The 23669-nt window shown below is 73.6% G+C and carries 18 protein-coding genes and 1 other RNA gene; 4 read left to right on the plus strand and 15 right to left on the minus strand.

From position 1 onward, the window contains the following. Positions 1 to 12: 12 nt before the first annotated feature. The 6 genes from ACFZBD_RS31715 to ACFZBD_RS31740 all read right to left on the minus strand — a co-directional run bounded on the left by ACFZBD_RS31715 (position 13) and on the right by ACFZBD_RS31740 (position 6178). Entirely contained in the window at positions 13 to 936 is a 924-nt protein-coding gene (locus ACFZBD_RS31715) for an anti-sigma factor family protein (RefSeq protein ID WP_391146400.1), read from the minus strand. After that, positions 933 to 1520 carry a sigma-70 family RNA polymerase sigma factor gene (locus ACFZBD_RS31720; RefSeq protein ID WP_391146402.1) on the minus strand — a complete coding sequence of 196 codons (588 nt, stop codon included), beginning with the start codon at positions 1518 to 1520 and terminating at the stop codon, positions 933 to 935. The genes ACFZBD_RS31715 and ACFZBD_RS31720 overlap by 4 nt, the downstream gene beginning before the upstream one ends. Before the next feature lie 162 nt (positions 1521 to 1682). Further along, positions 1683 to 2243: an ABATE domain-containing protein gene (locus ACFZBD_RS31725; RefSeq protein ID WP_391146405.1), complete on the minus strand. Its 561-nt coding sequence runs from the start codon at positions 2241 to 2243 to the stop codon at positions 1683 to 1685. 219 nt (positions 2244 to 2462) lie between these two features. Next, a complete protein-coding gene (locus ACFZBD_RS31730) occupies positions 2463 to 3623 on the minus strand; it encodes a uroporphyrinogen-III synthase (protein WP_391146407.1) in 1161 nt (386 codons plus the stop codon). Between the two features lie 75 nt (positions 3624 to 3698). Continuing rightward, a complete protein-coding gene (locus ACFZBD_RS31735) occupies positions 3699 to 5054 on the minus strand; it encodes an MFS transporter (protein ID WP_391146411.1) in 1356 nt (451 codons plus the stop codon). Positions 5055 to 5173: 119 nt separating this feature from the next. Next, complete coding sequence (locus tag ACFZBD_RS31740; protein ID WP_391146414.1) at positions 5174 to 6178, minus strand: LysR family transcriptional regulator; 1005 nt, start codon at positions 6176 to 6178, stop codon at positions 5174 to 5176. 217 nt (positions 6179 to 6395) lie between these two features. On the opposite strand from ACFZBD_RS31740, the gene ACFZBD_RS31745 reads away from it, so the two are divergent. After that, a complete protein-coding gene (locus tag ACFZBD_RS31745; protein ID WP_391146417.1) occupies positions 6396 to 7712 on the plus strand; it encodes an MFS transporter in 1317 nt (438 codons plus the stop codon). 84 nt (positions 7713 to 7796) lie between these two features. Here ACFZBD_RS31745 and ssrA read toward each other — a convergent pair. From ssrA to ftsE, 5 genes are all read right to left on the minus strand, one after another. Beyond that, positions 7797 to 8190: a transfer-messenger RNA gene (ssrA, locus tag ACFZBD_RS31750) on the minus strand. A 100-nt stretch (positions 8191 to 8290) separates the two neighbouring features. After that, on the minus strand, positions 8291 to 8830 hold the full coding sequence (smpB, locus tag ACFZBD_RS31755; protein ID WP_391146420.1) for an SsrA-binding protein SmpB: 540 nt from the start codon (positions 8828 to 8830) through the stop codon (positions 8291 to 8293). 18 nt (positions 8831 to 8848) lie between these two features. Next, positions 8849 to 10027: a S41 family peptidase gene (locus ACFZBD_RS31760; RefSeq protein ID WP_391146423.1), complete on the minus strand. Its 1179-nt coding sequence runs from the start codon at positions 10025 to 10027 to the stop codon at positions 8849 to 8851. Positions 10028 to 10105: 78 nt separating this feature from the next. Continuing rightward, positions 10106 to 11023 (minus strand): permease-like cell division protein FtsX, encoded by a 918-nt coding sequence (gene ftsX, locus ACFZBD_RS31765; RefSeq protein WP_391146426.1) that lies wholly within the window; start codon positions 11021 to 11023, stop codon positions 10106 to 10108. A 21-nt stretch (positions 11024 to 11044) separates the two neighbouring features. Beyond that, a complete protein-coding gene (gene ftsE / locus ACFZBD_RS31770; RefSeq protein ID WP_260229593.1) occupies positions 11045 to 11734 on the minus strand; it encodes a cell division ATP-binding protein FtsE in 690 nt (229 codons plus the stop codon). A gap of 246 nt (positions 11735 to 11980) precedes the next feature. Between ftsE and ACFZBD_RS31775 the strand changes: the two genes are divergently transcribed. After that, positions 11981 to 12166: a hypothetical protein gene (locus ACFZBD_RS31775; protein WP_391146430.1), complete on the plus strand. Its 186-nt coding sequence runs from the start codon at positions 11981 to 11983 to the stop codon at positions 12164 to 12166. A 150-nt stretch (positions 12167 to 12316) separates the two neighbouring features. On the opposite strand, the gene ACFZBD_RS31780 is transcribed toward ACFZBD_RS31775, so the two are convergent. From ACFZBD_RS31780 to ACFZBD_RS31795, 4 genes are all read right to left on the minus strand, one after another. Further along, positions 12317 to 13252, minus strand: coding sequence for a hypothetical protein (locus ACFZBD_RS31780; protein WP_391146433.1), 936 nt, complete (start codon positions 13250 to 13252; stop codon positions 12317 to 12319). Positions 13253 to 13640: 388 nt separating this feature from the next. Then, positions 13641 to 14747, minus strand: a complete 1107-nt coding sequence (gene prfB, locus ACFZBD_RS31785; RefSeq protein WP_391146436.1) for a peptide chain release factor 2 — start codon at positions 14745 to 14747, stop codon at positions 13641 to 13643. An 85-nt stretch (positions 14748 to 14832) separates the two neighbouring features. Beyond that, positions 14833 to 16080, minus strand: coding sequence for a protein kinase (locus tag ACFZBD_RS31790; protein ID WP_391146439.1), 1248 nt, complete (start codon positions 16078 to 16080; stop codon positions 14833 to 14835). A 107-nt stretch (positions 16081 to 16187) separates the two neighbouring features. Beyond that, on the minus strand, positions 16188 to 17876 hold the full coding sequence (locus ACFZBD_RS31795; protein WP_391146442.1) for a protein kinase: 1689 nt from the start codon (positions 17874 to 17876) through the stop codon (positions 16188 to 16190). A gap of 430 nt (positions 17877 to 18306) precedes the next feature. On the opposite strand from ACFZBD_RS31795, the gene ACFZBD_RS31800 reads away from it, so the two are divergent. Further along, positions 18307 to 22092: an FHA domain-containing protein gene (locus ACFZBD_RS31800; protein WP_391146445.1), complete on the plus strand. Its 3786-nt coding sequence runs from the start codon at positions 18307 to 18309 to the stop codon at positions 22090 to 22092. Between the two features lie 191 nt (positions 22093 to 22283). After that, positions 22284 to 23660 (plus strand): extracellular solute-binding protein, encoded by a 1377-nt coding sequence (locus ACFZBD_RS31805; protein ID WP_391146447.1) that lies wholly within the window; start codon positions 22284 to 22286, stop codon positions 23658 to 23660. Positions 23661 to 23669: the final 9 nt, after the last annotated feature.

The following is a 23669-nucleotide window of genomic DNA, read 5'->3' on the forward strand; positions in this document are numbered from 1 at the left end:
GGGGGCCGAATGTCAGGCGTCCACCTCCACCAGGCGCTCGCCGTCGAAGGTGCGGACCTCGAAGTGGTCGATGTCGTCGCGGTCCATGGCGGCTCCGCCGTGGACGTAGAGCGGGTTCCTGGCCGCTTCGGTCGGGGCGCCGGGGATGCCGTAACCCCAGGTGGGCACGGCCCAGGAGGTGACGACCTCCTCCTCGCCGCCGGTGGAGACGGCGATGAGGCGGCACTTCAGCGGGCCCTTGACGTTCTTGAGCTCCAGCACGGTGTGCGTGCCCCAGCCCTTCTTCTCCATGCCGACCGTGGCGCTGACCTTGCTGGTCGGGTCGGTGGCCCGGACCTTCTCCTCCATGTGGTTGAAGAAGGCGTCCTCGGCGGGGCTGGTGGGGTGCGGTTCGACCGCGCGGTTCTCGCGGCTTCCCTCGGAGGTGGCGACCACGGCGACGGCGGGCCCGCCGACGACGAGCACGGCGGCGGCCGCGACGAGGAAGAAGGTGCGGCGGCGGGAGCGGGCCCGCTTGGCGCCGACCTCGTCCATGAGCCGGTCCAGGAGCGCGGGGGCGGGGGCCGCGTCGAGGCCGACGGGGACGGCGCGCGGCCCGGGGGGCGCGGGCGGGCGCGGCGCGAAGGCGTCGAAGGCCTCGTCGGCGTACGGGTCGGAGCCGGCCGGTCCGGCGTAGGGGTCGCGGTCGCCGTACGGGTCGGCGCCCGTCGGTCCCGGGCGGGGTGCGCCGGGGCGAGCGCCGGTGGGGGCGGTGGGGGCGGTGGGCTGCGCGCCGGCGTCGGCCAGCATGGCCAGCATCGACTCCATCCCGGCGAACTCCTGCACGTGCGCGGCGCAGAGCCCGCACTCCGCCAGGTGAACCTCGAAGGCGGCGGTGTCGACGTCGTCCAGGATGCCGAGTACGTACGCACCCGCGGCGTCATGCGGCGGTGTCATGCCGATACCCCCCTCTCCTCCAGCGCGAGCTTCATCGAACGCAGTGCGTAGAACACCCGGGAGCGGACGGTTCCCGCGGGGATTCCGAGGGTTTCGGCCGCCTCGTTGACGGTACGCCCCTTGAAGTAGGTCTCGACCAATACTTCCCGGTGGGCAGGGGTCAAATCTTCGAGCGCGTCAGAGAGCGTCATCAGCCACAGCGCCTTGTCGATCTCGTCCTCCGCGGGCAGGACCTCGAGCGGTGCCGGGTCGACCTCCTGCGGCCGGGCCTGCCGGCTTCGGTGGCCGTCGATGACGATGCGCCGGGCGACCGTCACCAGCCAAGGTCGGACGGAGCCGGTCGCCCTGTTGAGCTGACCGGCGTTCTTCCAGGCACGGATGAGCGTCTCCTGTACGACGTCCTCGGCGCGCTGGCGGTCACCGGCGACGAGGCGCAGTACGTAGGCGAGCAAAGGTCCGGCATGTTCGCGGTAGAGAGCACGCATCAACTCCTCGTCAGGGACGGAGGATCGAAGACGTGACACCTCGCTGCGATGCCGGGCCCGATGCGGACGGTCATCGGCCACGGCCGCATCCTTGCGCACCTGAACCTCCCGGTCGAGACCTTGTTTGTCGTCCAGGGGTACGGAACCGGAGCGGGTTCTTCTCAACGCGCGGCGAAGTTTCTCTCCACGGCAGGTGAAAGCCCGTCCGGTGAGGCCGAGTTGCGGCCACGACCAGGCCGGGTCAGTGGGCGTCGCGCCGCGTCAGCGCGTGACGAGATTCTTCGCGCGGGCGCGGGCGGCCCGGTGCCGGGCGACCCGTTCGCGGTTGCCGCACAGCTCGCTGGAGCACCAGCGGCGGCGGTGTCCGCGGGAGGTGTCGAGGTAGCAGCGGCGGCAGTCGTCGCCCTCGCACTGGCGCAGCAGGGCGCGGGCGACGGGGTCGGTGAGCAGGTCGACGGCGTCCCGGGCGACGGCGGCGAGCAGCGCCCGGCACTCCGGCTCGTGGCTCAACACCCGGACGAGCAGCCCGGTCTCGGTGCGGACGGCGCGGGGCGCGGGCGGCGCGGAGGCGGCGGCGAGGCAGTTGAGCCGCTCCAGGGCGGGCCCGGGGCGCCGCCCTTCGAGCTGGGTGTGGACCAGGTCGTCCACGCAGTCGCGCAGTTCGCGGAACGGACCGAGCCAGTGCGGGTCCAGCGTGCTCAGCGGCGTGGCGGCCGGGACGAGCCCGGCGGCGTGCAGGAACCGGTCGAGCGTCTCGGGGCGGTCGAGCGGCTGGGCGGCGAGGTCCAGGCAGATCCGCCCGGAGTCGAACCGTACGGTCATGCCCCTGTCACCACCTTGCCGTCGAGAGCCGGTCCGGGCGCCCTCCCAGAGTGCCCACCCGCGCCGGGTCCCGCTAGAGGGTGTGGTGTCGGTCAGGCCGGAGACCGCCCCGGGCCCGGGCCCTACCCGTCCTACCCGTCCGCCTGAGTGCCGTCCGCCGCCGGATCCCGCCAGAGGGTGTGGTGTCGGTCAGGCCGGAGACCGCCCCGGACCCGGGCCCTACCCGTCCTGCCCGTCCGCCTGAGTGCCGTCCGCCGCCGGATCCGCCGCCGGGTCCAGCGCCAGCCGGTAGCCGCGCTTGACCACCGTCTGGATCAGCTTCGGTACGCCGAGGGCGGTCCGCAGCCGGGCCATCGCGGTCTCCACCGCGTGTTCGTCGCGGCCCGCGCCCGGCAGGGCGCGCAGCAGGTCGGCGCGGGAGACGACCCAGCCGGGGCGCCGCGCCAGGGTGTCCAGGAGCGCCATCCCCGCGGGCGGCACCGGCCGCAGGGCGCCGTCGACGAGGACCGCCTGGCCGCGGATCTCGACGCGGTGTCCGGCCACCGGCAGCGTGCGCGCCCGGGACGGCAGCTCCTGGCACAGCAGCTGCACCAGCGGCCCCAGCCGGAAGCGTTCGGGCTGGAGCGTCCCGACGCCGTGCCCCTGGAGCGGCAGGGCCGTCACCGGGCCCACGCAGACGGCGAGGACGTCCTGCCGCAGCGCGGCGAGGAGCTCCGGCAGCACCCCGCGGTCCTCCGCCCGGGTCAGCAGCGAGGCGGCGGCCGGCGCGCTGGTGAAGGTCACCGCGTCCAGGGCGCCGTTCAGCACGCCGTCCAGCAGCCGGTCCAGCGGCCCGATGTCCTCCGGCGGCATCCACCGGTAGACGGGGACGCCGACGACCTCCGCGCCGCCCGCCGTCAGGGCCTCCACGAACCCGGGCAGCGGCTCCCCGTGCAGCTGGAGCGCGATCCGCCGCCCGGCCACGCCCTCGTCCAGGAGCTGGTCGAGGACCTCGGCCATGGACTCGGACGACGGCGACCACGACTCGGTCAGGCCCGCGGCGCGCACCGCGCCCTTGACCTTGGGCCCGCGGGCCAGGACCTCGACGCCCCGCAGCCGGGCGAGGAGTTCGTCGCCGTACCCCCAGCCGTCCGCCGCCTCCACCCACCCCCGGAAGCCGATCGCCGTGGTGGCGACGACGACGTCGGGCGCGTGGTCGATGATCTCCTTGGTGGCCGCGAGGAGTTCGGTGTCGTCGGCGAGCGGCACGATCCTCAGTGCGGGGCCGTGGACGACGGCGGCGCCACGGCGGCGGAGGAGCGCGCTCAGCTCGTCCGCGCGCCGCGCCGCCGTGACCCCGACGGTGAACCCCGCGAGGGGACCCTGCTCATGCTCGTACATGACGACCGAGCCTGACGGTGATCCGTGACAGACTCGGTTCGCCCGTATTTCTTGGCCGTTACGGACCACTCCCGATCACACCTCGGCGTAACCGAGCCGCGGGTTCCTCTCCTCCGCCGCCTCCGCCGTGTCCGGTACGGCGGGGCGCCGGCGAAGGTATACCGCCCAGGTCACGGCGAGGGCCGCCGCGTAGAAGGCGAGGAAGGCCACGAAGGCCCAGGTGCCGGACCCCGTGGTCTGGAAGGACTGCCGGAAGGCGAGGTTGATCCCCAGCCCGCCGAGCGCGCCCACGGCCCCGATCAGACCCATCGCGGCCCCGGAGAGCCTGCGGCCGTACGCCTCGGCCTCCTCGCCCGCCAGGCCTTTGCGGTGCCCCTGGGCGAGGAAGATCGCGGGGATCATCTTGAAGGTGGAGCCGTTGCCGAGCCCGGAGAGGACGAAGAGGGCGATGAAGCCGACGAGGAAGACGGCGAGCGACTCGACGACGGAGGCGTAGATCACCACGACGGTGGCGGCCGCCATGGCGACGAAGTTCCACAGGGTGATGCGGGCGCCGCCGTGCTTGTCGGCGAGGGAGCCTCCGACGGGCCGGATCAGCGAGCCGAGCAGCGGGCCGATGAAGGTGAGCGAGGCCGCCTGCAGCGGCGTACGGCCGAACTGGGTCTGGAGGACCAGGCCGAAGGCGAAGCTGTAGCCGATGAAGGAGCCGAAGGTGCCGATGTAGAGGAAGGCCATGATCCAGGTGTGCCGGGCCGCGAGGGCTTCCTTGACCGCGCCGGTGTCGTTGCGCACCGGCGCCAGGTTGTCCATGAAGAGGGCGGAGCACACGGCCGCGATCACGATGAGCGGGAGGTAGACGCCGAGGACGATCCGGGGGTGCAGGGCGCCGGCGGTGCCGATGACGAGCAGCCCGACGAGCTGGACGACGGGGACGCCGATGTTGCCGCCGCCCGCGTTGAGCCCGAGCGCCCAGCCCTTCTTCCGCAGCGGGAAGAAGGCGTTGATGTTGGTCATGGAGGAAGCGAAGTTGCCGCCGCCGACGCCGGTGAGGGCCGCCACCAGGACGAAGGTGCCGTAGGAGGTGCCCGGCTCCATCACGGCGAAGGCGAAGCCGGTGGGCAGCAGGAGCATCAGCGCGCTGAAGACGGTCCAGTTCCGGCCGCCGAAGCGAGCGACGGCGAAGGTGTACGGGATCCGGATGAGCGCGCCGACGAAGGTGGCGGTCGCGATCAGGAAGAACTTCCCGGCCGGGTCGATGCCGTACGCGGGGCCCATGAAGAGGACCATGACCGACCACAGGCTCCATATGGAGAACCCGATGTGCTCGGAGAAGACGGAGTAGGCGAGATTGCGCCGGGCGATCCGCTCTCCCTGTTCGCGCCAGAAAGTCTCGTCCTCCGGCTCCCACCGTTCGATCCAGCGGCCGCCCATCACGTACCTCCACGGAGTCGGGTCCTGAGCGTCCAGATGCCCTGGACCTCTTTCCGGAGAGACTAGGGAGGCCTCGTTTCGGAGCGGTGGCGGGAGGTGACGGGGGCGGAACCTTGCTCTCACCCGCGGCGGGGCACGGATGTGAGCAGCTCGTCCTCCGGGAGCCAGGAGCCCGGCGGGCGGTCAAGCCAGCCCTCCCGCGCGCCGATCTCCGCCGCGGCCGCCCGCAGGGCGTCCAGACCCGGGTGCCGCAGCCCTGTGCGCCACACCAGGCTCACGGGCGACAGCGGCACCGGATCGACGAGGGGGCGCAGCACGCTCCCCGGGAAGGGCGGGAAATCGACCACCACGAGGGCGGGGATGCCGAGCTTGGCCAGGATCCGGCGGAACTCCTCCTTCCCCACGGCTCTCGGGACGCGCGGCGCCACCGCGATGCCCCGGCCCTCGAAGAGCCGCGCGGCCAGATCGGTCCACTCCCGGGTGAGGTCGTTGCCCGCCGCCGCGTAGACGCTCTCGCCCGCCAGGGCGGCCAGCGGGACGGCCGCCAGGGCCGCGAGCGGGTGGTCCTCGGGGAGCAGGACGGCCATCGCCTCGTACCGTACGAACTGCGAGGAGAGGCCGGCCCGTTCGGTGGGGCCGAGCCCGCCGTAGCGGCCGAAGGAGACGTCGAGGCTCCCGGCGAGGATCTGGGCCGCGGCTCCCGCGAGGCCGCCTTCGTAGCGGGCCATCAGCTCCTGCTCGGGGGCGAGTTCGCGGGCCCGTTCCAGGACGCGGCTGTGGGAGAGGGCGGTGGTGTTGAGGTCGACGAGCAGCGGCCGGTCCGCCGCCCGGAAGGCGTCGGCGAGCGCGTCGCAGGCCGCCAGCACCGCGCGCGCGTACGGCAGGAGCCGCTCCCCCTCCGCGGTGAGCGCGACCCTGCGGGTGGTACGGACGAACAGCTCGGCGCCGAGACCCCGTTCCAGCCGCCGGATGTCGCGGCTGAGCGCCTGCTGGGCGACGTAGAGGCGGGCGGCGGCGCGGGTGAAGTGGAGTTCGTCGGCGACGGCGACGAAGGCGCGCAGCAGCCGCGGCTCGACGTCGTGGCCGTAGCCGGACGGAGCGGGGAGGGGAACCGCGGAAGGCACCGGAGGAGCGACCGCGGACGGAGCCTGGGAGGCGACCGGGGACGGAGCCTGGGAAGCGACCGCGGGCGGAGCCTGGGAAGCGACCGGAGGAGCGACCGCGGACGGAGTCTGGGAAGGGACCGGGGAAGGAGCCACGCCGCATTCAACAACGCCGGCGCGTGAATGGCCACCGACCAGGTGTTGGACCGCCCGGGACCCGGGCCCCGAGGCTGGTCCCATGCCGCTCGACCTCATGCTCACCCCGTCCGGTCCCGCTCTCGCACCGCGCTACCGCGACCCCCACCCGCCCGCCGGTCCCCACCGGCCCCACCCGCCCGGCCGGCTCCGTCGCCCCCGTCCCGGCGGCGCGCCGAGCCCGTCCCGCCGCTCGGCCAACCCCTACGTCCGTCTCTTCGCGACCCCCGGCGCCCGCGCCTTCACCCTCGGCAATCTGATCGCCCGCCTGCCGATGGGGATGTTCGGCGTCAGCGCGGTGATCATGATCGCCGGGTCGTACGGCTCGTACGCGCTCGCCGGCGCGGTCACCGCCACGGGCCTGGCCGCCACCGCCCTCGTCGCGCCCTGGACGGCCCGGCTGGTGGACCGGTACGGCCAGGCCCGGGTCGCCGTCCCCGCGACGGCGCTGGCGACCCTCGGCTCGCTCGCGCTGCTGCTGTGCGTACGTCACCAGGCGCCGGCCTGGACCCTCTTCGCGGCGTACGCGGCGACCGCCACCACCCCCAACACGGGCGGCATGTCCCGGGCCCGCTGGGCCCACCTCCACCGGGACGACCCGGCGGCCCTGCACACCGCGAACGCCTTCGAGCAGGCCGTGGACGAGCTGTGCTTCGTACTGGGTCCGGTCCTGGCCGCGTTCCTGTGCGCCGGTCTCTTCCCGGAGGCGGGGACCCTGGCCGGCGCGGTCCTGCTCCTCACCGGCGTCCTGGTCTTCACGGCCCAGCGCGCCACGGAGCCACCCGCCACACCCCGCGCCCACGGCTCCGGCTCCCCGCTGCGCGCGCCCGGGATGGCCCCGCTGCTCGGCGTCTTCCTGGCGACGGGCGCGGTCTTCGGGGCGATGGAGGTGGTCACGCTGGCCCATGTGGACGGACCGCTCGCCGGGCCGGTGCTGGCGCTCCAGGCGGCCGGCTCGTGCGCGGCAGGCCTGGTCTACGGCCGCACGAGCCGCTCGGCCGGGCCGCGGACCTGTCTCGCCGCGATGGCCATGCTGATGACGCTGCCCTTCCTGGGCGCCGTGACGGGCTCCCTGACCGCCCTGGCGGGCGGGCTGCTGGTGGCGGGGATGGCGACCGCGCCGACCCTGCTGACGGGGATGACCCTGGTCCAGCGCCTGACCCCGGCGGGGCGCCTGAACGAGGGGATGACCCTGGCGGTGACCGCCCTCCTCGGCGGCATCGCGGCCGGCTCGGCCTCCGGCGGCTGGACCGTCGAGCACGCCCCGGCGACGGCGTACGGCTTCCTGGTGCCCACCGCGGCGGCCGCCCTGGCGCTGGCCCTGTCCGTCCTCCTGCGCGTGGGCACGCCCCGGACATGACGAAGGCCCGGTGACCATCGTGACGGTCACCGGGCCTTCGCCCACATGGGATGAGGTGTCCGGGCGGAGGACCGCTCGGACGCTCGGTGGAGATGGCGGGAATCGAACCCGCGTCCAACGGTGGCAAAACAGGGCTTCTCCGTGTGCAGTCCGCTAGGAGTTTCTCAGCCCCGGAGATCACGCGGACAAGTCTCCGACGGGCTCAGTCACTGTTTGATTTCCCTCAGGCCCCCGTGACCGGGGCTAGAGGTTTAGATCCCTAGATGACGCCAGGATCCGGGTCGGGACCATCCCCGGGCTGACGCTCCTCACAGAGGCTTCTGTTCGTTACCTAAAAATTAGGCAGCGAGGGCGAAGCGGGAGTTATCGCTCTTGGAGTTGGCGATTATTGGTTGCGACATATGGTTTACGAGATCATTGCCGCTTCCTCGACACGCTTCCCCTGATTCGGCATCCGCTGTCGAAACCGATCATCCCCATGTTGATTTTTCAAAGACGCACCCGCTGTGAGGTGCGAGGCCCATCGTACGGGAACAACGGGCGCCGTCGCCAGCGCATTACCGTGGACCCGGGGCGGGTCAGGCCTCGGCGGCCCGCTGGCGCCGCTTCGCCGCCGCGATCGCACGGCTGGTCTCCCGCGTGTCCTGCTTCTCGCGGAGCGTCTGCCGCTTGTCGAACTCCTTCTTGCCCTTGGCGAGCGCGATCTCGACCTTGACCCGGCCGTTGAGGAAGTACAGCGCGAGGGGCACGATCGTGTGACCCGTCTCCTGTGCCTTCGACTCCAGCTTGTCGATCTCCTCGCGGTGCAGCAGCAGCTTGCGCTTCCGCTTCGCCGCGTGGTTGGTCCAGCTGCCCTGGAAGTACTCGGGCACGTGGATGTTGTGCAGCCACGCCTCGTGGCCGTCGATCTGGACGAAGCCGTCGACGAGCGAGGCCCGGCCCATCCGCAGCGACTTCACCTCGGTGCCCATGAGCACCACACCGCACTCGTACGTGTCGATGATGTGGTAGTCGTGCCGCGCCTTCTTGTTCTGCGCGATGATCTTGCGCTCAGGACCCTTGTCGGCGTCCTTCTTCTTGGCAGGCTTGCCCTGCACGTTCACGAGTCCCTTTGCCATAGTGCGGCCATTTTCGCACTACGACCCCCCTCCGAGGCCACTCAATACCGTCCTCGCCCGCTCCTCGGCCCGCTCGCCGACCGCCAGGTCCGGGGTGATGCCCCGGCCGTCGACACCGTGACCGGCCGGGGTGCGGTAGTGGCCGACGGTCAGCTCGGCGACGGACCCGTCCGGCAGGGTGCTCGGCATCTGCACCGCGCCCTTGCCGAAGGTGCGCGAGCCGACGGTGACCGCCCGGCCGCGGTCCTTCAGCGCGCCGGTGAGCAGCTCGGCGGCGCTCATGGTGCCGCCGTCGATCAGCGCGACCACGGGCCGCGCGGTGTCCCCGCCGTTCTGCGCGTACACCGCGCGCTGCTCCCCGTCGACGTCGTACGTGGCGACCAGGCCGCCGTCGAGGAAGGCGGAGGCGGCGACGGCGGCCTCGGAGACCAGACCGCCGGCGTTCCCGCGCAGGTCGAGCAGGATCCCGGCGCCGGCCGGGGCGCGCCGCACCGCCTTCCGTACGCGCTCGCCCGTGCCCTTGGTGAAGGCGACCACCTTGATCAGCACGGTCCCGTCGTCGAGGCGGCGCACGGTGACGTCCTCGCCGGCGAGCCTGGCCCTGCGGAGGGTCTCGGTCCAGGCGGAGCGGCCGCGTTCGACGCCGAGGGCGACGGCGGATCCTGGGACGCCGGCGCCGCGCAGCAGCGAGACGACCTCGGAGACCGGAAGGCCGCCGACGGGGCGCCCGTCGAGGGTGACGAGACGGTCGCCCGGCCGCAACCCGGCCCGGGCGGCGGGCCCGCCGGGGTGGACGCGGCTGATCTCCACGCGTCCCTCCCCCGCCTTGCGGGCGGAGAGGCCGACACCGGTGTACGAGCCGTCGAGGGCCTGCTCGAACTCCTCGTACTCCGCCGGGCCGTACACCGCGCCCCAGCGGTCGCCGCTGCGGCTGACGAACTCCTCGGCGGCCTGCTTGCCGGACTTGCCGTCGGCCATCGCCTCGGCGGCCACCCGGTTGAGGGCGCCCCGGTCGACGGTCTCCCGCGCGGGGGCGACCCCGGCGGGCTTCGCGGCCTCCGGCGCCTGCCGGGGCAGCGCGCCGGTGACGGCGGCGGTGGCGAGCACTCCGGCGAAGACGAACGTCAAAGCGGCCCCACGGAGCGCTCCGCGGGGCCGGAGACAGTGGTCGGGACGGAGCCCGGGGCCGACCGGCATGTCGCCCACTCTAGGACAAGCGAAAGGCGCCGTACGGTGGTTGACCGTACGGCGCCCGGGGCACTCAGGCGGCTCTTCTCACACCTTGAGGTACTTGCGCAGCGCCACGAAGGCCGCAAGGGCCGGCATCAGCAGGCCGATCGCGATGACGAGCGGCAGCTTGGCGAGGACGGCGTCCCAGCCGATGAAGTTGACGAGCTGCATCTTGTCGGCGAGGGCGATGCCGTGGTCGATGAGGAAGTACCGGCCGACCAGCAGCATGATGCAGGCGACGGCGCCGCCCAGGAGGCCGGCGAACGCGGCCTCCATGATGAACGGCATCTGGATGTAGAAGCTTGAGGCGCCGACCAGCCGCATGATGCCGGTCTCCCTGCGGCGGCTGAAGGCGGAGACGCGCACCGTGTTGACGATGAGCATCAGCGCGATGACCAGCATCAGCCCCATGACACCGAGCGCGGCGATGTTCATGCCGTTCATCAGGTCGAAGAGGTTCTGCAGGATGTTGCGCTGGTCCTGGACGGACTCCACCCCGTCCCGCCCGGCGAAGGCGGTGGCGACGACCTTGTACTTCTCCGGGTCGTCCAGCTTGACCCGGAACGACTCCTGCATCTGGTCGGGCGTGATGACGGAGGCGATCGCCGTGTCGCTGTACTGCTCCTTGTAGTGCTTGAAGGCCTCGTCGGTCGACTCGTGGTGCACGGTCTCGACGATGTCCATCTTCTTCAGGTCGGCCTCGATCTGCTCCTTCTGCTGCGCGGTCACCGCACCCTTGGCGCACTTGGGGGAGGTGGCCGCGTCGTTCTTGTTGCAGAGGAAGATGGAGACGTTGACCTTGTCGTACCAGTAGTCCTTCATCGTGCTGACCTGCTCGCGCATGAGCAGCGCGCCGCCGAAGAGGGCGAGCGAGAGGGCCACGGAGACGATGACGGCGAAGGTCATCGTGAGATTGCGCCGGAGACCGACGCCGATCTCGGAGAGCACGAACTGAGCGCGCATGGTGATCTGTCCCCTACCTGCTCAGTGCTGGTATCCGTAGACGCCGCGCGCCTGGTCGCGGACGAGACGGCCCTTCTCGAGCTCGATGACGCGCTTGCGCATCTGGTCGACGATGTTCTGGTCGTGGGTCGCCATGACGACGGTGGTCCCTGTCCTGTTGATGCGGTCGAGCAGCTTCATGATGCCGACGGAGGTCTGCGGGTCGAGGTTGCCGGTGGGCTCGTCGGCGATCAGCAGCATGGGCCGGTTGACGAAGGCCCGGGCGATGGCGACGCGCTGCTGCTCACCGCCGGAGAGCTCGCCGGGCATCCGGTCCTCCTTGCCGCCGAGGCCCACCAGGTCGAGGACCTGGGGCACGGCCTTGCGGATCTCGCCGCGCGGCTTGCCGATGACCTCCTGGGCGAAGGCCACGTTCTCGGCCACGGTCTTGTTGGGCAGCAGCCGGAAGTCCTGGAAGACGGTTCCGAGCTGGCGCCGCATCTGGGGCACCTTCCAGTTGGACAGCCGGGCGAGGTCCTTGCCGAGGACGTGCACCTGGCCGTGGCTGCAGCGCTCCTCGCGCAGGATCAGCCGGAGGAAAGTCGACTTTCCGGAGCCGGAGGAACCGACGAGGAAGACGAACTCCCCCTTCTCGATCTCCAGGGATACATCCCGGAGCGCGGGGCGGTTCTGCTTCGGATAGGACTTGGAGACGTTGTCGAATCGGATCACGGATGCACCACGGTCGGCCGGGAGTAGGTGTGCGCGACCTTACGCGACCCGGGATGGCCCGCGCAGTCGCGGTCCCGGCTTGTGCGGTATATCCTTTTCGCCCTTCCGGGCGGAACGCAGGCGATCCGGGTGCAATCCGACGGGGCGCGCCGAAACGCCTCGGAGCTGGCACAGTGGTAGGGGGAACGCACGGGTGCCGCTCGGCGTTGACCGTGGTGAGGATCCCCGTGCGGGAGAGGAGAGCGCATGACCTACGACCGACTGGTGTGCGCCAACTGCGCGGCCCCCGTCACGGAGGGCCGCTGTCCCGTCTGCCGCGCGAACCGGGAGCGCCTGGACCCGTCGACGGGTCTGACCCCGGGGATGCTGCTGGCACTGGTGATCGCCCTGGTGGCGATGGCGGCGCTGCTCGCGGCGCTGCAGACCGCGTAGCACTCCGCATACGAGCCGGACACGGGAGAGGGCCGGGGGTTCGCCCCCCGGCCCTCTTTCGTCACGCGTGCGGCCTCACGGCCCCACCGTTCCGCCCGATCCGCTCACACCGGCCGGATTCCGGCCGGTGCGAGCCGGCGATCGATCCGTTCAGACGGCGGCACGCCCGCCGCCGACGAGGCGGGGGAGCATCCGGAAGCCGATGCCACCGGCGATCATCGTCGCGGCGCCGATGATCAGGAACGAGGTCTCGGCGGCGCCGGTCTCCGCCAGCTCCTCCTTGGCCTTGCCCTGCTCGACCGGCTGCGAGCCGGCGTTGTTGGTGCCCGGGTTGTTGTCGACGCACTCGGCACCGTCGAGGTCGACGGTGCAGGTGTTGCCGTCGCCACCGGTGGTGCCGCCGTCGGTGGAACCGCCCGTGGAGCCGCCCGTGGAGGACGACGAACCACCGTTGCCGCTGGTGCCACCGGTCGTCGGCTGCTCGCCGCCGCCCGTGGTCGGCGTGCCGCCGTTGCCGCCGGTGGTCGGCTGACCACCGTTGCCGCCCGTGGTCGGCTGCTCGCCACCACCGGTCGTCGGCTGACCGCCATTGCCGCCCGTGGTCGGCTGCTCGCCGCCACCGGTCGTCGGCTGACCGCCATTGCCACCGGTGGTCGGCTGCTCGCCGCCACCGGTCGTCGGCTGACCGCCATTGCCACCGGTGGTCGGCTGCTCGCCACCACCCGTGGTCGGCTGCTCGCCGCCGCCGGTCGTGGGCTGCTCGCCACCACCGGTCGTGGGCTGCTCACCGCCGCCCGTGGTCGGCTGCTCACCGCCACCGGTCGTGGGCTGCTCACCGCCGCCCGTGGTCGGCTGCTCGCCACCACCGGTCGTCGGCTCGCCGCCGCCACCGGTCGTCTCCTCGCAGACTCCGCCCACTTCCTCGCACGGGTCGTCGGAGTCGACCTGGACCGAGGCGCTGAGGCCGCCGATCTCGACTCCGACACCGACTGCCTGCGCGGCACCGGCCGCGGTCAGGGACGCACCGGCGACGACAACCGTCCCGGCGGCTATCCGCGCGAGGCGAACCCGCGTCTTCTTCGTCATATGCCTGCTACCCCCAGTAGCTCAATCTCGTCATGGGGCCGCGTTCGGGGCCACGGGCATCGGGAGCGGGATGATCACTCAACCGGTCCCCGTTCACACGCGCCCCAGAAATACGCATGCCGCGGGTCACCCTTGCGAGTTTCCGCATACGCGTCAAGGTCGTTGCGCGTGCGATGCCCGAAAGATCATCAGTTGACCGTCATGCGGGGATGCAACTGTGACGTAAACGCGGAACTTCCGCCTCTCCCAGGCCAGTTCTTATGTCGACAAAGCGGCTCGTCGGCATCGTTTCCGCTTGCGCCCGCGAATCGGCCGTACGCCGACGAAAGCACCGGGCCCCTCGCGGCGGTGTGCGCGAGGGGCCCGGTGCGGTGAAAGCCGAAGGGGGTTACTTCTCCTGCTGCTTGCGCCAGCGGATGCCCGCCTCGAGGAAGCCGTCGATCTCGCCGTCCAGGACGGACTGCGGGTTGCCGACCTCGAAGTCCGTCCGGAGGTCCTTGACCATCTGGTACGGGTGGAGGACGTACGAACGCATCTGGTTGCCCCAGGAGCTGCCGCCGTCGCCCTTCAGGGCGTCCATCTTGGCGCGCTCCTCCTGGCGCTGACGCTCCAGCAGCTTGGCCTGGAGGACGTTCATGGCGCTCGCCTTGTTCTGGATCTGGGAGCGCTCGTTCTGGCAGGAGACCACGATGCCGGTCGGGAGGTGCGTGATGCGCACCGCCGAGTCGGTCGTGTTGACGCCCTGGCCGCCGGGGCCCGACGCGCGGTAGACGTCGACGCGCAGCTCGGACTCGTCGATCTCCACGTGGTCGGACGACTCCACGACCGGGAGGATCTCGACGCCCGCGAACGAGGTCTGGCGGCGGCCCTGGTTGTCGAAGGGCGAGATGCGCACCAGGCGGTGCGTGCCCTGCTCGACGGAGAGGGTGCCGTAGGCGTACGGCGCCTTGACGACGAAGGTGGTCGACTTGATGCCGGCCTCTTCGGCGTACGAGGTTTCGTAGACCTCCGTGCCGTAGCCGTGGCGCTCGGCCCAGCGCAGGTACATCCGCTGGAGCTGCTCGGCGAAGTCGGCGGCGTCCACGCCGCCGGCCTCGGCGCGGATGTTGACGAGCGCCTCGCGCTCGTCGTACTCGCCGGACAGGAGCGTACGGACTTCCATCTCGTCCAGCGCCTTGCGGACGGAGACCAGCTCGGTCTCGGCCTCGGCGCGGGTGTCGGCGTCGTCCATCTCCTCGGCGAGCTCGAAGAGCACCGCGAGGTCGTCGATCCGGCCGCGCAGGGCCTCCGCCTTGCGGACCTCGGCCTGGAGGTGCGAAAGCTTGCTGGTGATCTTCTGCGCCGCCTCCGGGTCGTCCCACAGGGACGGGGCCGCGGCCTGCTCTTCGAGCACGGCGATGTCGGCCCTCATCTGTGCGAGGTCCAGGACGGCCTCGATCGACCCCATGGTCGAGGAGAGGGACTTCAGCTCTTCTGATACATCGACGACTGCCACGCGTCCAGCGTAACGGCTCCCCACCGCTCCCCGACCCGCCGCCCGCCTCGGAACACCGCGACCCCGGCAGGATCGGCAGGGGCCCCTACGGGCTCGTGGAGGTCTTGGAGTCCTGGGGCGGGGCGTCGGAGTCGCCGGTGGTCGCCAGGTAGCCGCCGGCGGCCAGGGCGCCGGTGACCAGGACCGCGGCGATGGAGAGGGTGAGCCGGCGCTTGCGGGCCGCGCCCGCCTTGTGGCGGGCCGAGCCGGGCCGGCGGGCTCCCGCGGGGCGGGGGGCGCGGGCGGTGCCCAGCGGGCCGCCGGAGAGTTCGTCGGGGGCTGGCACGCGCATGGAGGTGTGCGTGTCGCGGTTGGAGTCGGGGGTGGCGCCCGGGACGAGCGGGACGGCGGCGCGGCGGGGGGCGGGCCCGCCGGCCGCGGCGGATGTCCCGGAGCCCGTCGCGTACGGCTCCTCCTCCGGTTCGCCGGACGGCTCCGCGTCCGGCTCGTCCACGTCGAGCGGCGGGATGCCGGCGAGCAGCGGCAGGACGTCGCGCAGCCGGGCGCCCAGCTCCGAGGCGCGCAGCCGGGAGGCGGGGGCCTTCGCCAGGCACTGGACGATCAGCTGCCACAGCTCCTCGGGGATTCCGGGCAGCGGGACGACGGTCTCGGTGACGTGCCGTCGGAGCACGGCGCCGGGGTGGCCGCCGCCGAAGGGGGTGAACCCGGCGAGGAGTTCGTACAGCACGGTGGCGAGGGCGTAGATGTCGACGGCGGCGCGCGGCGGCAGGCCTTCGACGATCTCGGGGGCGAGGTAGTCGGGCGTGCCGATGATCCGGGTGGCCTTGGTGCGGCCGGGGGTGTCGATGAGCTTGGCGACGCCGAAGTCGGTGAGGAGCGCGGGATGGGCGCCGCCGGGGCCGAGCGGGCCCTCCATGTCGAGGAGGATGTTCTCCGGCTTGACGTCCCGGTGGACGACGCCGGCGGCGTGCGCGGCGGCGAGCCCGTCGGCGACGTCGGCGATGATCGAGACGGCCGCCTCGGGGGCGAGCCGCCGCTCGCGGTCGAGGCGGGTGCGGAGGTCGGTGCCGCGGACCAGGTCCATGACGAGCGCGAGGTCGTTGCCGTCGACGACGAGGTCGCGGACGGCGACCACGCGCGGGTGGTCGAGGCCGAGCAGGGCGGTGCGCTCCTGGACGAAGCGTCCGACGAGCTCCTGGTCGGAGGCCAGGTCCTCGCGCAGCAGCTTGATGGCGACGGGGCCCTCGGGGCCCTCGCCGAGCCACACCGTGCCGGCGCTGCCCCGCCCGAGGATCTGATGGGCTGTGTAGCGGCTGCCGATTTTCCGTGCCAAGACTGCTCCCTCAGCGGCTGGCGGTCGCGACAAAGTTACGCGTCCCCGGGCGCTGGTCGTCACTTCCGAGGGGAAATCACCCCTCGGAAGTCGATAAATCGGCAGTACTACTGTCCCGTACCGCCGGTAGTGGTCCCGCCGGTGGTCCCGGTGTCGGTGCCGCTGCCGAGGTCGGAGACCCAGGTGGAGACGGACGAGATCATGTCGCCGATCGCCTCCCAGTAGCCCTTGCCCTCGGCGACCCAGCTCTGGAGCGGGGTCAGCTCCCAGACGAGCCAGCCGGCGACGACGAACAGCACGATCGTGAACAGGCAGCCCTTGAGGCAGCCCAGGCCCGGGATCCGCATCGGGTTGGCGCTGCGCTGACGCGGCGGGCGGGGCTCGCGCGGAGCCGGCGCCTGCGGCGGGGGCTGCGGCGGCCGGTACTGCTGCTGCGGCCGCTGCTGCTGGGGCTGGGGCGCGTACTGCTGCTGCTGGGGCTGCGGGGCGTACTGCTGGGGCTGCTGCTGCCGCTGCGGCGGACGCTGCTGGTACTGCTGAGGCTGCTGCTGGTACTGCGGGGGCTGAGGCTGCTGCTGGGGCCGGCGCTGGGGGCGTCGGCGCAGCGGGTCCTCGCTCGGGTCCAGGTACTGCACCTGGGTCTGTTCGTTGCGGTCCCGCGCCGCGCGGAGCTGGCTCTGCCAGGGGTGCGGCTCGTCGCTCTGCGCTCCCTGCGGGGGCTGGGCGGGGACGGGCGGCAGGACCGTGGTCGGGTCGGCGCCGGCCCCCGGGCCGCCGGTCGGCATGACGCTGGTCGCGGCGGCGGGGTCGTACTGGTGGGCTCCGCCGCTGGGCAGCACCTGGGTCGGGTCGGCCGCGCCGGGCGTCTCCGGGACGTGCGCGGGCGCCGGGTCGGGGCCGAGCAGGGCGCCGACGCCCTCGGCCGCCTCGATCTGCGCGGGCGCGGCGTGCACGCCGATGCCGGACGCGACCGTGCGCAGCGCGCGGGCCAGGTTCTCGGCGCTGGGCCGGCGGTCCGGGTTCTTGCTCAGGCAGCGCTCTATCACCGTCCACAGCGGGCCGGGGACGGTCGCCGGGCGGTGCGGGTCCTCGCTGAGGTGCCGGTGCAGGACCTCCAGGGCCGTGCCGCCCGCGAACGGGGGCCGGCCGGTGACCAGCTCGTAGAGGAGGATGCCCGCGCCGTAGATGTCGACGGCGGAGGTCTGCGGGCGGCCCTCGGCGGACTCCGGCGCGACGTACGCGGGCGTGCCGACGAACTCGTGCGTCCGGGTCAGGCCCGGGGAGTCGGCGAGGCGGGCGATGCCGAAGTCGGTGAGCATCGGATGCATCCCGCCGTCCCGCTCGGCGAGCAGGACGTTGGCGGGCTTGAGGTCGCGGTGGACGACGCCGTCGGCGTGGCTGGCGGCGAGGGCGTCGGCGATCTGCGCGGTGAGCAGGGCCGCGGCGACCGGGGTGAGCGGGCCGTTCTCGCGGATGTACCGGTGCAGGTCCGGGCCCTCGACGAGGTCCATGACCAGGGCGAGGACATCGCCCTCGACGACGAGGTCGCGGGTCCGCACGATGTTGGGGTGGGTGAGCCGGAGCAGCACGGACCGCTCGCGCAGGAAGCGCATCACGATGTCCGCGTCGTTGGCCAGCTCCTCCTTGAGGACCTTGATCGCCACGGTCTCTCCGGGCTGGCCCGGCACGGCGGCCTCGGCGCCCGCCGTCTCCCGCTGGCGGGCTCGCCAGACGGTGCCCGTGGCGCCGCGGCCGAGCGGCTCCTCGAGCAGGTACTTGCTGCCGATTGGCCGCACGTCACGCGCTCCCTGCTGATCGTGGTCCTGGACCCCCCGGAGTCCCTGTCATCTGTTGTGACCCGTCCGGGGGTCCAACCCACTTTAGTGCCGCCGAACGGGTCAGCGGTCGATCGCGAGACGGCCGATTCCGGCACCGGACTTGTCCGAAAACAAGACGCATATGGCGCACCCGAGGTTGCGGGAAGTGCCGGGAGACGTGCCCAACCAGGCACTTTTACGTCCACAGCCGACCATTCAAGATCACTTCGAGGCGACCCGCGGGCGGGTTGTCAGTGGCAGGTGCGAGGATGCACACAGCACGTCGCATCGAGGGGTCGGGAGCCCCGCGCCGTGCCGACCTGTACCGGACGACGCGTCCGTGCGGGTGGGGGAGGTCACAGGGCGGCTCCCCTGCCGGCACCACGCGCAGAAGGGACCGCTGACGGCGATGCAGATCCGGCTGACCGTCCTCGCGCCGCACGCCGGCCACGGCGCCGGGCGCGCCTGCGACATGCTCGTCACCGCCCCCGCGGGGACGGCTCTGGCCGCCGTGGCCTCCCAGCTCGCCGCGGCCGTCTCCGGCCCGGACACCTCCACCTCCGGCACCACCGTGCTCTACGCCGGCCGGGAGCGGCTCGACACCCGGCGCTGCGCCCTCGGCGAGCCCCCGCTGGTCGACGGCGCGGTGCTCACCCTCCAGGTTCCCGGCGAGGACGACCGGGTCGCCGAGGGCGCCCCGGCCCGGCTCCACGTGGTCGCGGGGCCGGACGCCGGAGGGGTCCACCTCCTGCACGGCGGCCCGATCAGGGTCGGCCGCTCCCTGGACGCGGACGTGCCGCTCGACGACCCGGATGTCTCCCGGGTCCACTGCACGGTGACGGTCGGCGACGACGGCCGGATCACCGTCGCCGACCTCGGCTCCACCAACGGCACGACGCTGGACGGCTCCCCCGTCGGCCCCCGCCCGGTCCGTCTGGCCCCCGGTGCCCTCCTGCGCCTGGGCGAGTCGGCCCTGCGCCTCGCGGACCGCGGCGACTGCGGTACGGACTCCCTGCCGACGACCCCGGACGGCGAGGGCCATCTGCGGGTGGGAACGGCCGCCGGGGACGGCGGACCCTCCGAAATCGGCGGCCTCTCCGGGGGCGACCCGGCCGGGAGCGGCCCGGTCCACGGCCGGAGCGCGGGCTCCTCGGCCCTCGACGCGGGCCCCCAGGGGGCCTGCGGCGCCGCCGGCCCGTACCCGACCCCCGGCCTCCACGGCGCCGACGCCCGGGCCGCCGACGTCCCGGGCCCCCGGCCCTCGCCGGGCCCGGGCGGCGCCCCGGAGCACGACGGGCTCCGCCACCACCCCGCCCCCTTCCGCGCGGACGACGCCACGCACGCGGGCTCCCTCGGCCACGCGCGCGCCGAAGAGGACGGGGACGACGAGGGCGAGGCCCACAGCAGGACCCGCCGTCAGACCGCCCCGCCGGCACGGGGCAAGCGCGGCATAGGAGCGTGGGCGCGCCGGCTGACCGGGGGGAAGGGCGAGGCGGCGCCTTCGGAGACGGGCGTCGCCGCCGGCGCCTCCGGCCTGTTCGCGGCGGGCCCGTCCGCGGGCGGTCCTGCCCCGGCCGCCGACACCTGGCCGGATCCGGCCGCCGTGCTGCTGACCGCGCTCGGCCCGGGCCCCCGCCTCTGGGAGCGCGGCCCCGGCCACCCGGAATCGCTGGTCGTCCGGCTCGGCACGACCGACCGCGCCGAGCTCTCCGGCGTGCCCGTCACCGTCGGCCTGCGGGAGGCCGGCTCGCTCGGCCTCGCCGGGCCCGGGGACCGGCTCGCGGGCCTCGCCCGCTCGGTCGTCGCCCAGCTCGCCGCCCTGCACTCCCCCGCCGAGCTGGAGATCGTGCTGATCAGCGCGGACCGCGGCCGTTCCCTTGAGGAGCGGCGCCGGGCCTGGGGCTGGCTCGGCTGGCTCCCCCATCTGCGGCCCGCCCACGGCCAGGACTGCCGGCTGCTCCTCGCGTACGACCGCGAACAGGCCGAGGCGCGTACGGCCGAGCTGACCCGCAGGCTCGACGACGGTCCGCTCGGTCCCGGGTGGCCGAGCGCCGACCGCGCCGCCGTCGCCGAGGCCGCGGCCCGGCACGAGGGCCCGTCCACGGTCGTGATCGTGGACGGGGACCCGGGGTCGGCGGCCCTGCGCGAGACGACCGCGCGGCTCGCCGGAGCGGGCGCCGCCGCCGGGATCCATCTGATCTGTCTGGCCGAGGCGCCGGCCGCCTCCCCGGTCTCGCCGGTGGCAGCGACGTACGAAAGCGCGTGCGCGGCCTCCCTCGCCTTCCGCGAGTGCGGGGCGGTGGCCTTGCTGAGCGGTGACGTGGCGACGGCGCTGCGGCTGTTGCGTACGGCGGGGGGCCGGGCCGCCGGGCACGGCACGGTGGGCGTGGTGGACGCCGTCTCGGTCGCCTGGGCGGAGCGCTTCGGCCGCGCCCTGGCCCCGCTGCGCACGGAGGGAGCGGCCGCGCCGCGCGGCCGGGCGGCCGCGGCCCTGCCCCGGTCCGCGCGGCTGCTCGACGAGCTGGGCCTGGCCCGGGCCACCCCCGCGTCGCTGCTGGCCCGCTGGGCGTCGGCGGCGGACGGGACGGTCGTGCTGGGCGCGGGGCCGCGCGGGCCGGTCTCGGTCGATCTGACCGCGGAGGGCCCGCACCTGCTGATCGAGGGACCGGCGGGCAGCGGGCGCACGGAGCTGCTGCGGTCGATCGCCGCCTCCCTCGCGGCCGGCGGGCGGCCCGACCGCCTGGGCCTGCTCCTGGTGGACGGCGGGGGCGGCGAGCGGGGCGAGGGCCTGGCGGTCTGCGGCGAGCTGCCGCATGTCACGGAGCATCTGGTCGCCTCCGACCCGGTCCGGATGCGCGCGTTCGCGCAGGCGCTGGGTGCCGAGCTGAAGCGCCGCGCCGAGCTGCTGGGCGACGGGCACTTCGCCGACCGCCGGACGGCCGGGCGGCGCGCGTCCGCGGACCGTCCGGCCGGGCAGCGGACGCCGAGCCCGGCGGAGGCCGTGGCGCAGGCCGGTCGGGCGACCGCCCGTATCCCGGACCCCCGCGTCTCCTCCGGGCGGACCGACCGCCCGCACGCCGAGGCCCCGGCCGCCGACCGCCTGAGCGGCCGTACGGTCCGCACGGGTCCCGAGGGCCTGACGTACCACCCCAGCGTCCGCCCCCCGCGCACGGACGCACCCTCGACACCACCCGGCCGCCCGGCCCCCGCGGACCTCCCGGCCACCCCGAGCGGCCGGGTCACCTGCCGAACCCCAGACGAGCTCCCCGCCACCCCGAGCGGCCGAGCCTCCGACGGCCTCCCGGCCACGCCGAGCGGCCGCGTCACCCGCCAGACCCCCGACGGCTTCCTCACCGACCAGCCCAGCACCCGTCCCACCCGTCCCGCCCGCCGCGCCCCCGACGACCTCCCGGCCACGCCGAGCGGCCGCGTCGGCCGCCCGACCTCCGACGACCTTCCCGCCACCGCCGGTGGCCGGGGCGCTCCCCTGGCCGGTGGGGACGGCGCGCTCGGCGACCGGCCCAGTGGCCGGCTGCCGCTGCGGGGCGGGGCCGATCTCGCCGACCGGGCCGGTGGGCGGGTCCCGCGTCCGGCCCGGGAGGCCGAGGTGCTCGGTGAAGGGCCCGCCCCGGAAGCGTCCGGGTCCGGCGCCGAGTCCGGCGCGCTGCCCCGGCTCGTCGTCCTCGTGGACGACTTCGACGCACTCGTGGCGCCCGCGCTCGGCGCCCCGGGACGGCCCGCCGCCGGTTCCGTCGTACGCGCCCTGGAAGCCGTCGTCCGTGGCGGCGCCCGGCTCGGGGTGCACCTCATCGCGGCCTCGGCCCGCCCGGACCGGACGGCGGACACGGAGCTGGCCCACGGCGCCCGGCTGCGGATCGTGCTCGACGCTCCCCCGGCGGTCCCGGGCCCCGACGAGCCCGTGCCCGGCCGGGGGCGGCTCGGTCACCCGGACGGCCGGGTGACCCCGTTCCAGGCGGGCCGCGTCTCCGGCCGGATCCCGCGCACGGCGACGCTCCGGCCGACCGTGGTCCCCCTGGAGTGGGAGCGGATGGGCGACCCGCCCACCCGCAGACCCGTGCGCGAGCTGGGCAACGGCCCGACCGATCTGGCCCTCCTCGCGAGCGCCCTCGACCGCGCGGCCCGCTCCGTCGACGCCACCCCCGTGGCTCCCCTGGCCCCGGCCGTCCACCCCTGACCCGCGCCCCGCCCACCGGGCGCGAGCCCGTCCCGCGCGAGCCGCTCCCGTACGAGCGCGTCCGTCACGAGCCCATCACGATCCCCGCCCGGGCACGGGAGGCGGTATTGCGGGGGCCGATCACCGGGCGTAGACCTGTCGGCACTGGCACGAGCACGGGACGAGCACGCGCACAGGGAGACGGGGCAGTCATGCGTACACCTCTTCGTACACGCAAAGCCGCGACGACGATCACCGCCGTCACCGCGTTCACCGCACTCGCCCTCGCCGGCTGCGGCGGCGAGAGCGGCAAGGACTCCGGCCCGCCCGCCGGGCCCACCAGCACCGCGGACCCGGGCGGGGAGTCGGTCTCCCTGCCCTCCCTCAAGGGGGAGAAGATCCAGGTCGCCGCCGTCTGGACGGGCCCCGAGCAGGAGAACTTCACCAAGGTCCTGAAGGAGTTCGAGAAGCGCACCGGCGCCACCGTCACCTTCGTGCCCGCGCAGGACCCGATCGTGAACTTCCTCGGTACGAAGATCGCCGGCGGCGCCCCGCCGGACGTGGCGATGCTCCCCCAGGTCGGCGCGATCAAGCAGGCCGCCGCCCAGAAGTGGATCAAGCCGGTCGGCCCGGAGGCCAAGGCCCAGCTCGCCAAGAACTACTCCCAGGGCTGGCAGGACCTCGGCGCGGTCGACGGCACGCAGTACGGCGTCTACTTCAAGGCCGCGAACAAGTCCCTGATCTGGTACAACAACGCGGCCTTCGAGAACGCCGGCGCCTCCGAGCCCGCGACCTGGAAGGAGTTCCTCGCGACCGCGGAGACCATCTCGGCCTCCGGCGTCACCCCCGTCTCGGTGGGCGGCGCGGACGGCTGGACCCTCACGGACTGGTTCGAGAACATCTATCTCTCCCAGGCGGGCCCGGAGAAGTACGACCAACTGGCGCAGCACACGATCAAGTGGACGGACCCGTCCGTCACCCAGGCCCTGACGACCCTCGCCCAGCTGTTCGGCAAGCCGGGTCTGATCGCGGGCGGCGCGGACGGCGCCCTGCAGACGGAGTTCCCGGCCTCGGTCACCCAGACGTTCACGGGCGGCGACCAGCCGAAGGGCGCGATGGTGTTCGAGGGAGACTTCGCCGCCATCAACATCGCGCAGACGGACGCGGAGATCGGCACGGACGCGAAGGTGTTCCCGTTCCCGGCGGTGGGCGCGGAGTCCCCGGTCGTGACGGCCGGCGACGCGGCGGTGGCGCTGAAGGACACCAAGGGCGCCCAAGCGCTGCTGACCTTCCTCGCCTCTCCGGACGCGGCGCGGATCTGGGCGGGCGCCGGCGGCTTCCTCTCCCCCAACAAGGCCCTGGACCCGGCCGCGTATCCGAACGACGTCCAGCGGGAGATCGCCAAGGCGCTGATCGAGGCCGGTGACGACTTCCGCTTCGACATGTCGGACCAGATGCCCCAGTCGTTCGGCGGAACGCCCGGCAAGGGCGAGTGGAAGGCGCTCCAGGACTTCCTCAAGAACCCGAAGGACATCGCGGGGACCCAGGCACGACTGGAGGCCGACGCGGCCAAGGCGTACCGGAGCTGATCGGCCGTC

It is taken from the genome of Streptomyces sp. NPDC008121 (assembly GCF_042957155.1).
Classification (GTDB): domain Bacteria; phylum Actinomycetota; class Actinomycetes; order Streptomycetales; family Streptomycetaceae; genus Streptomyces.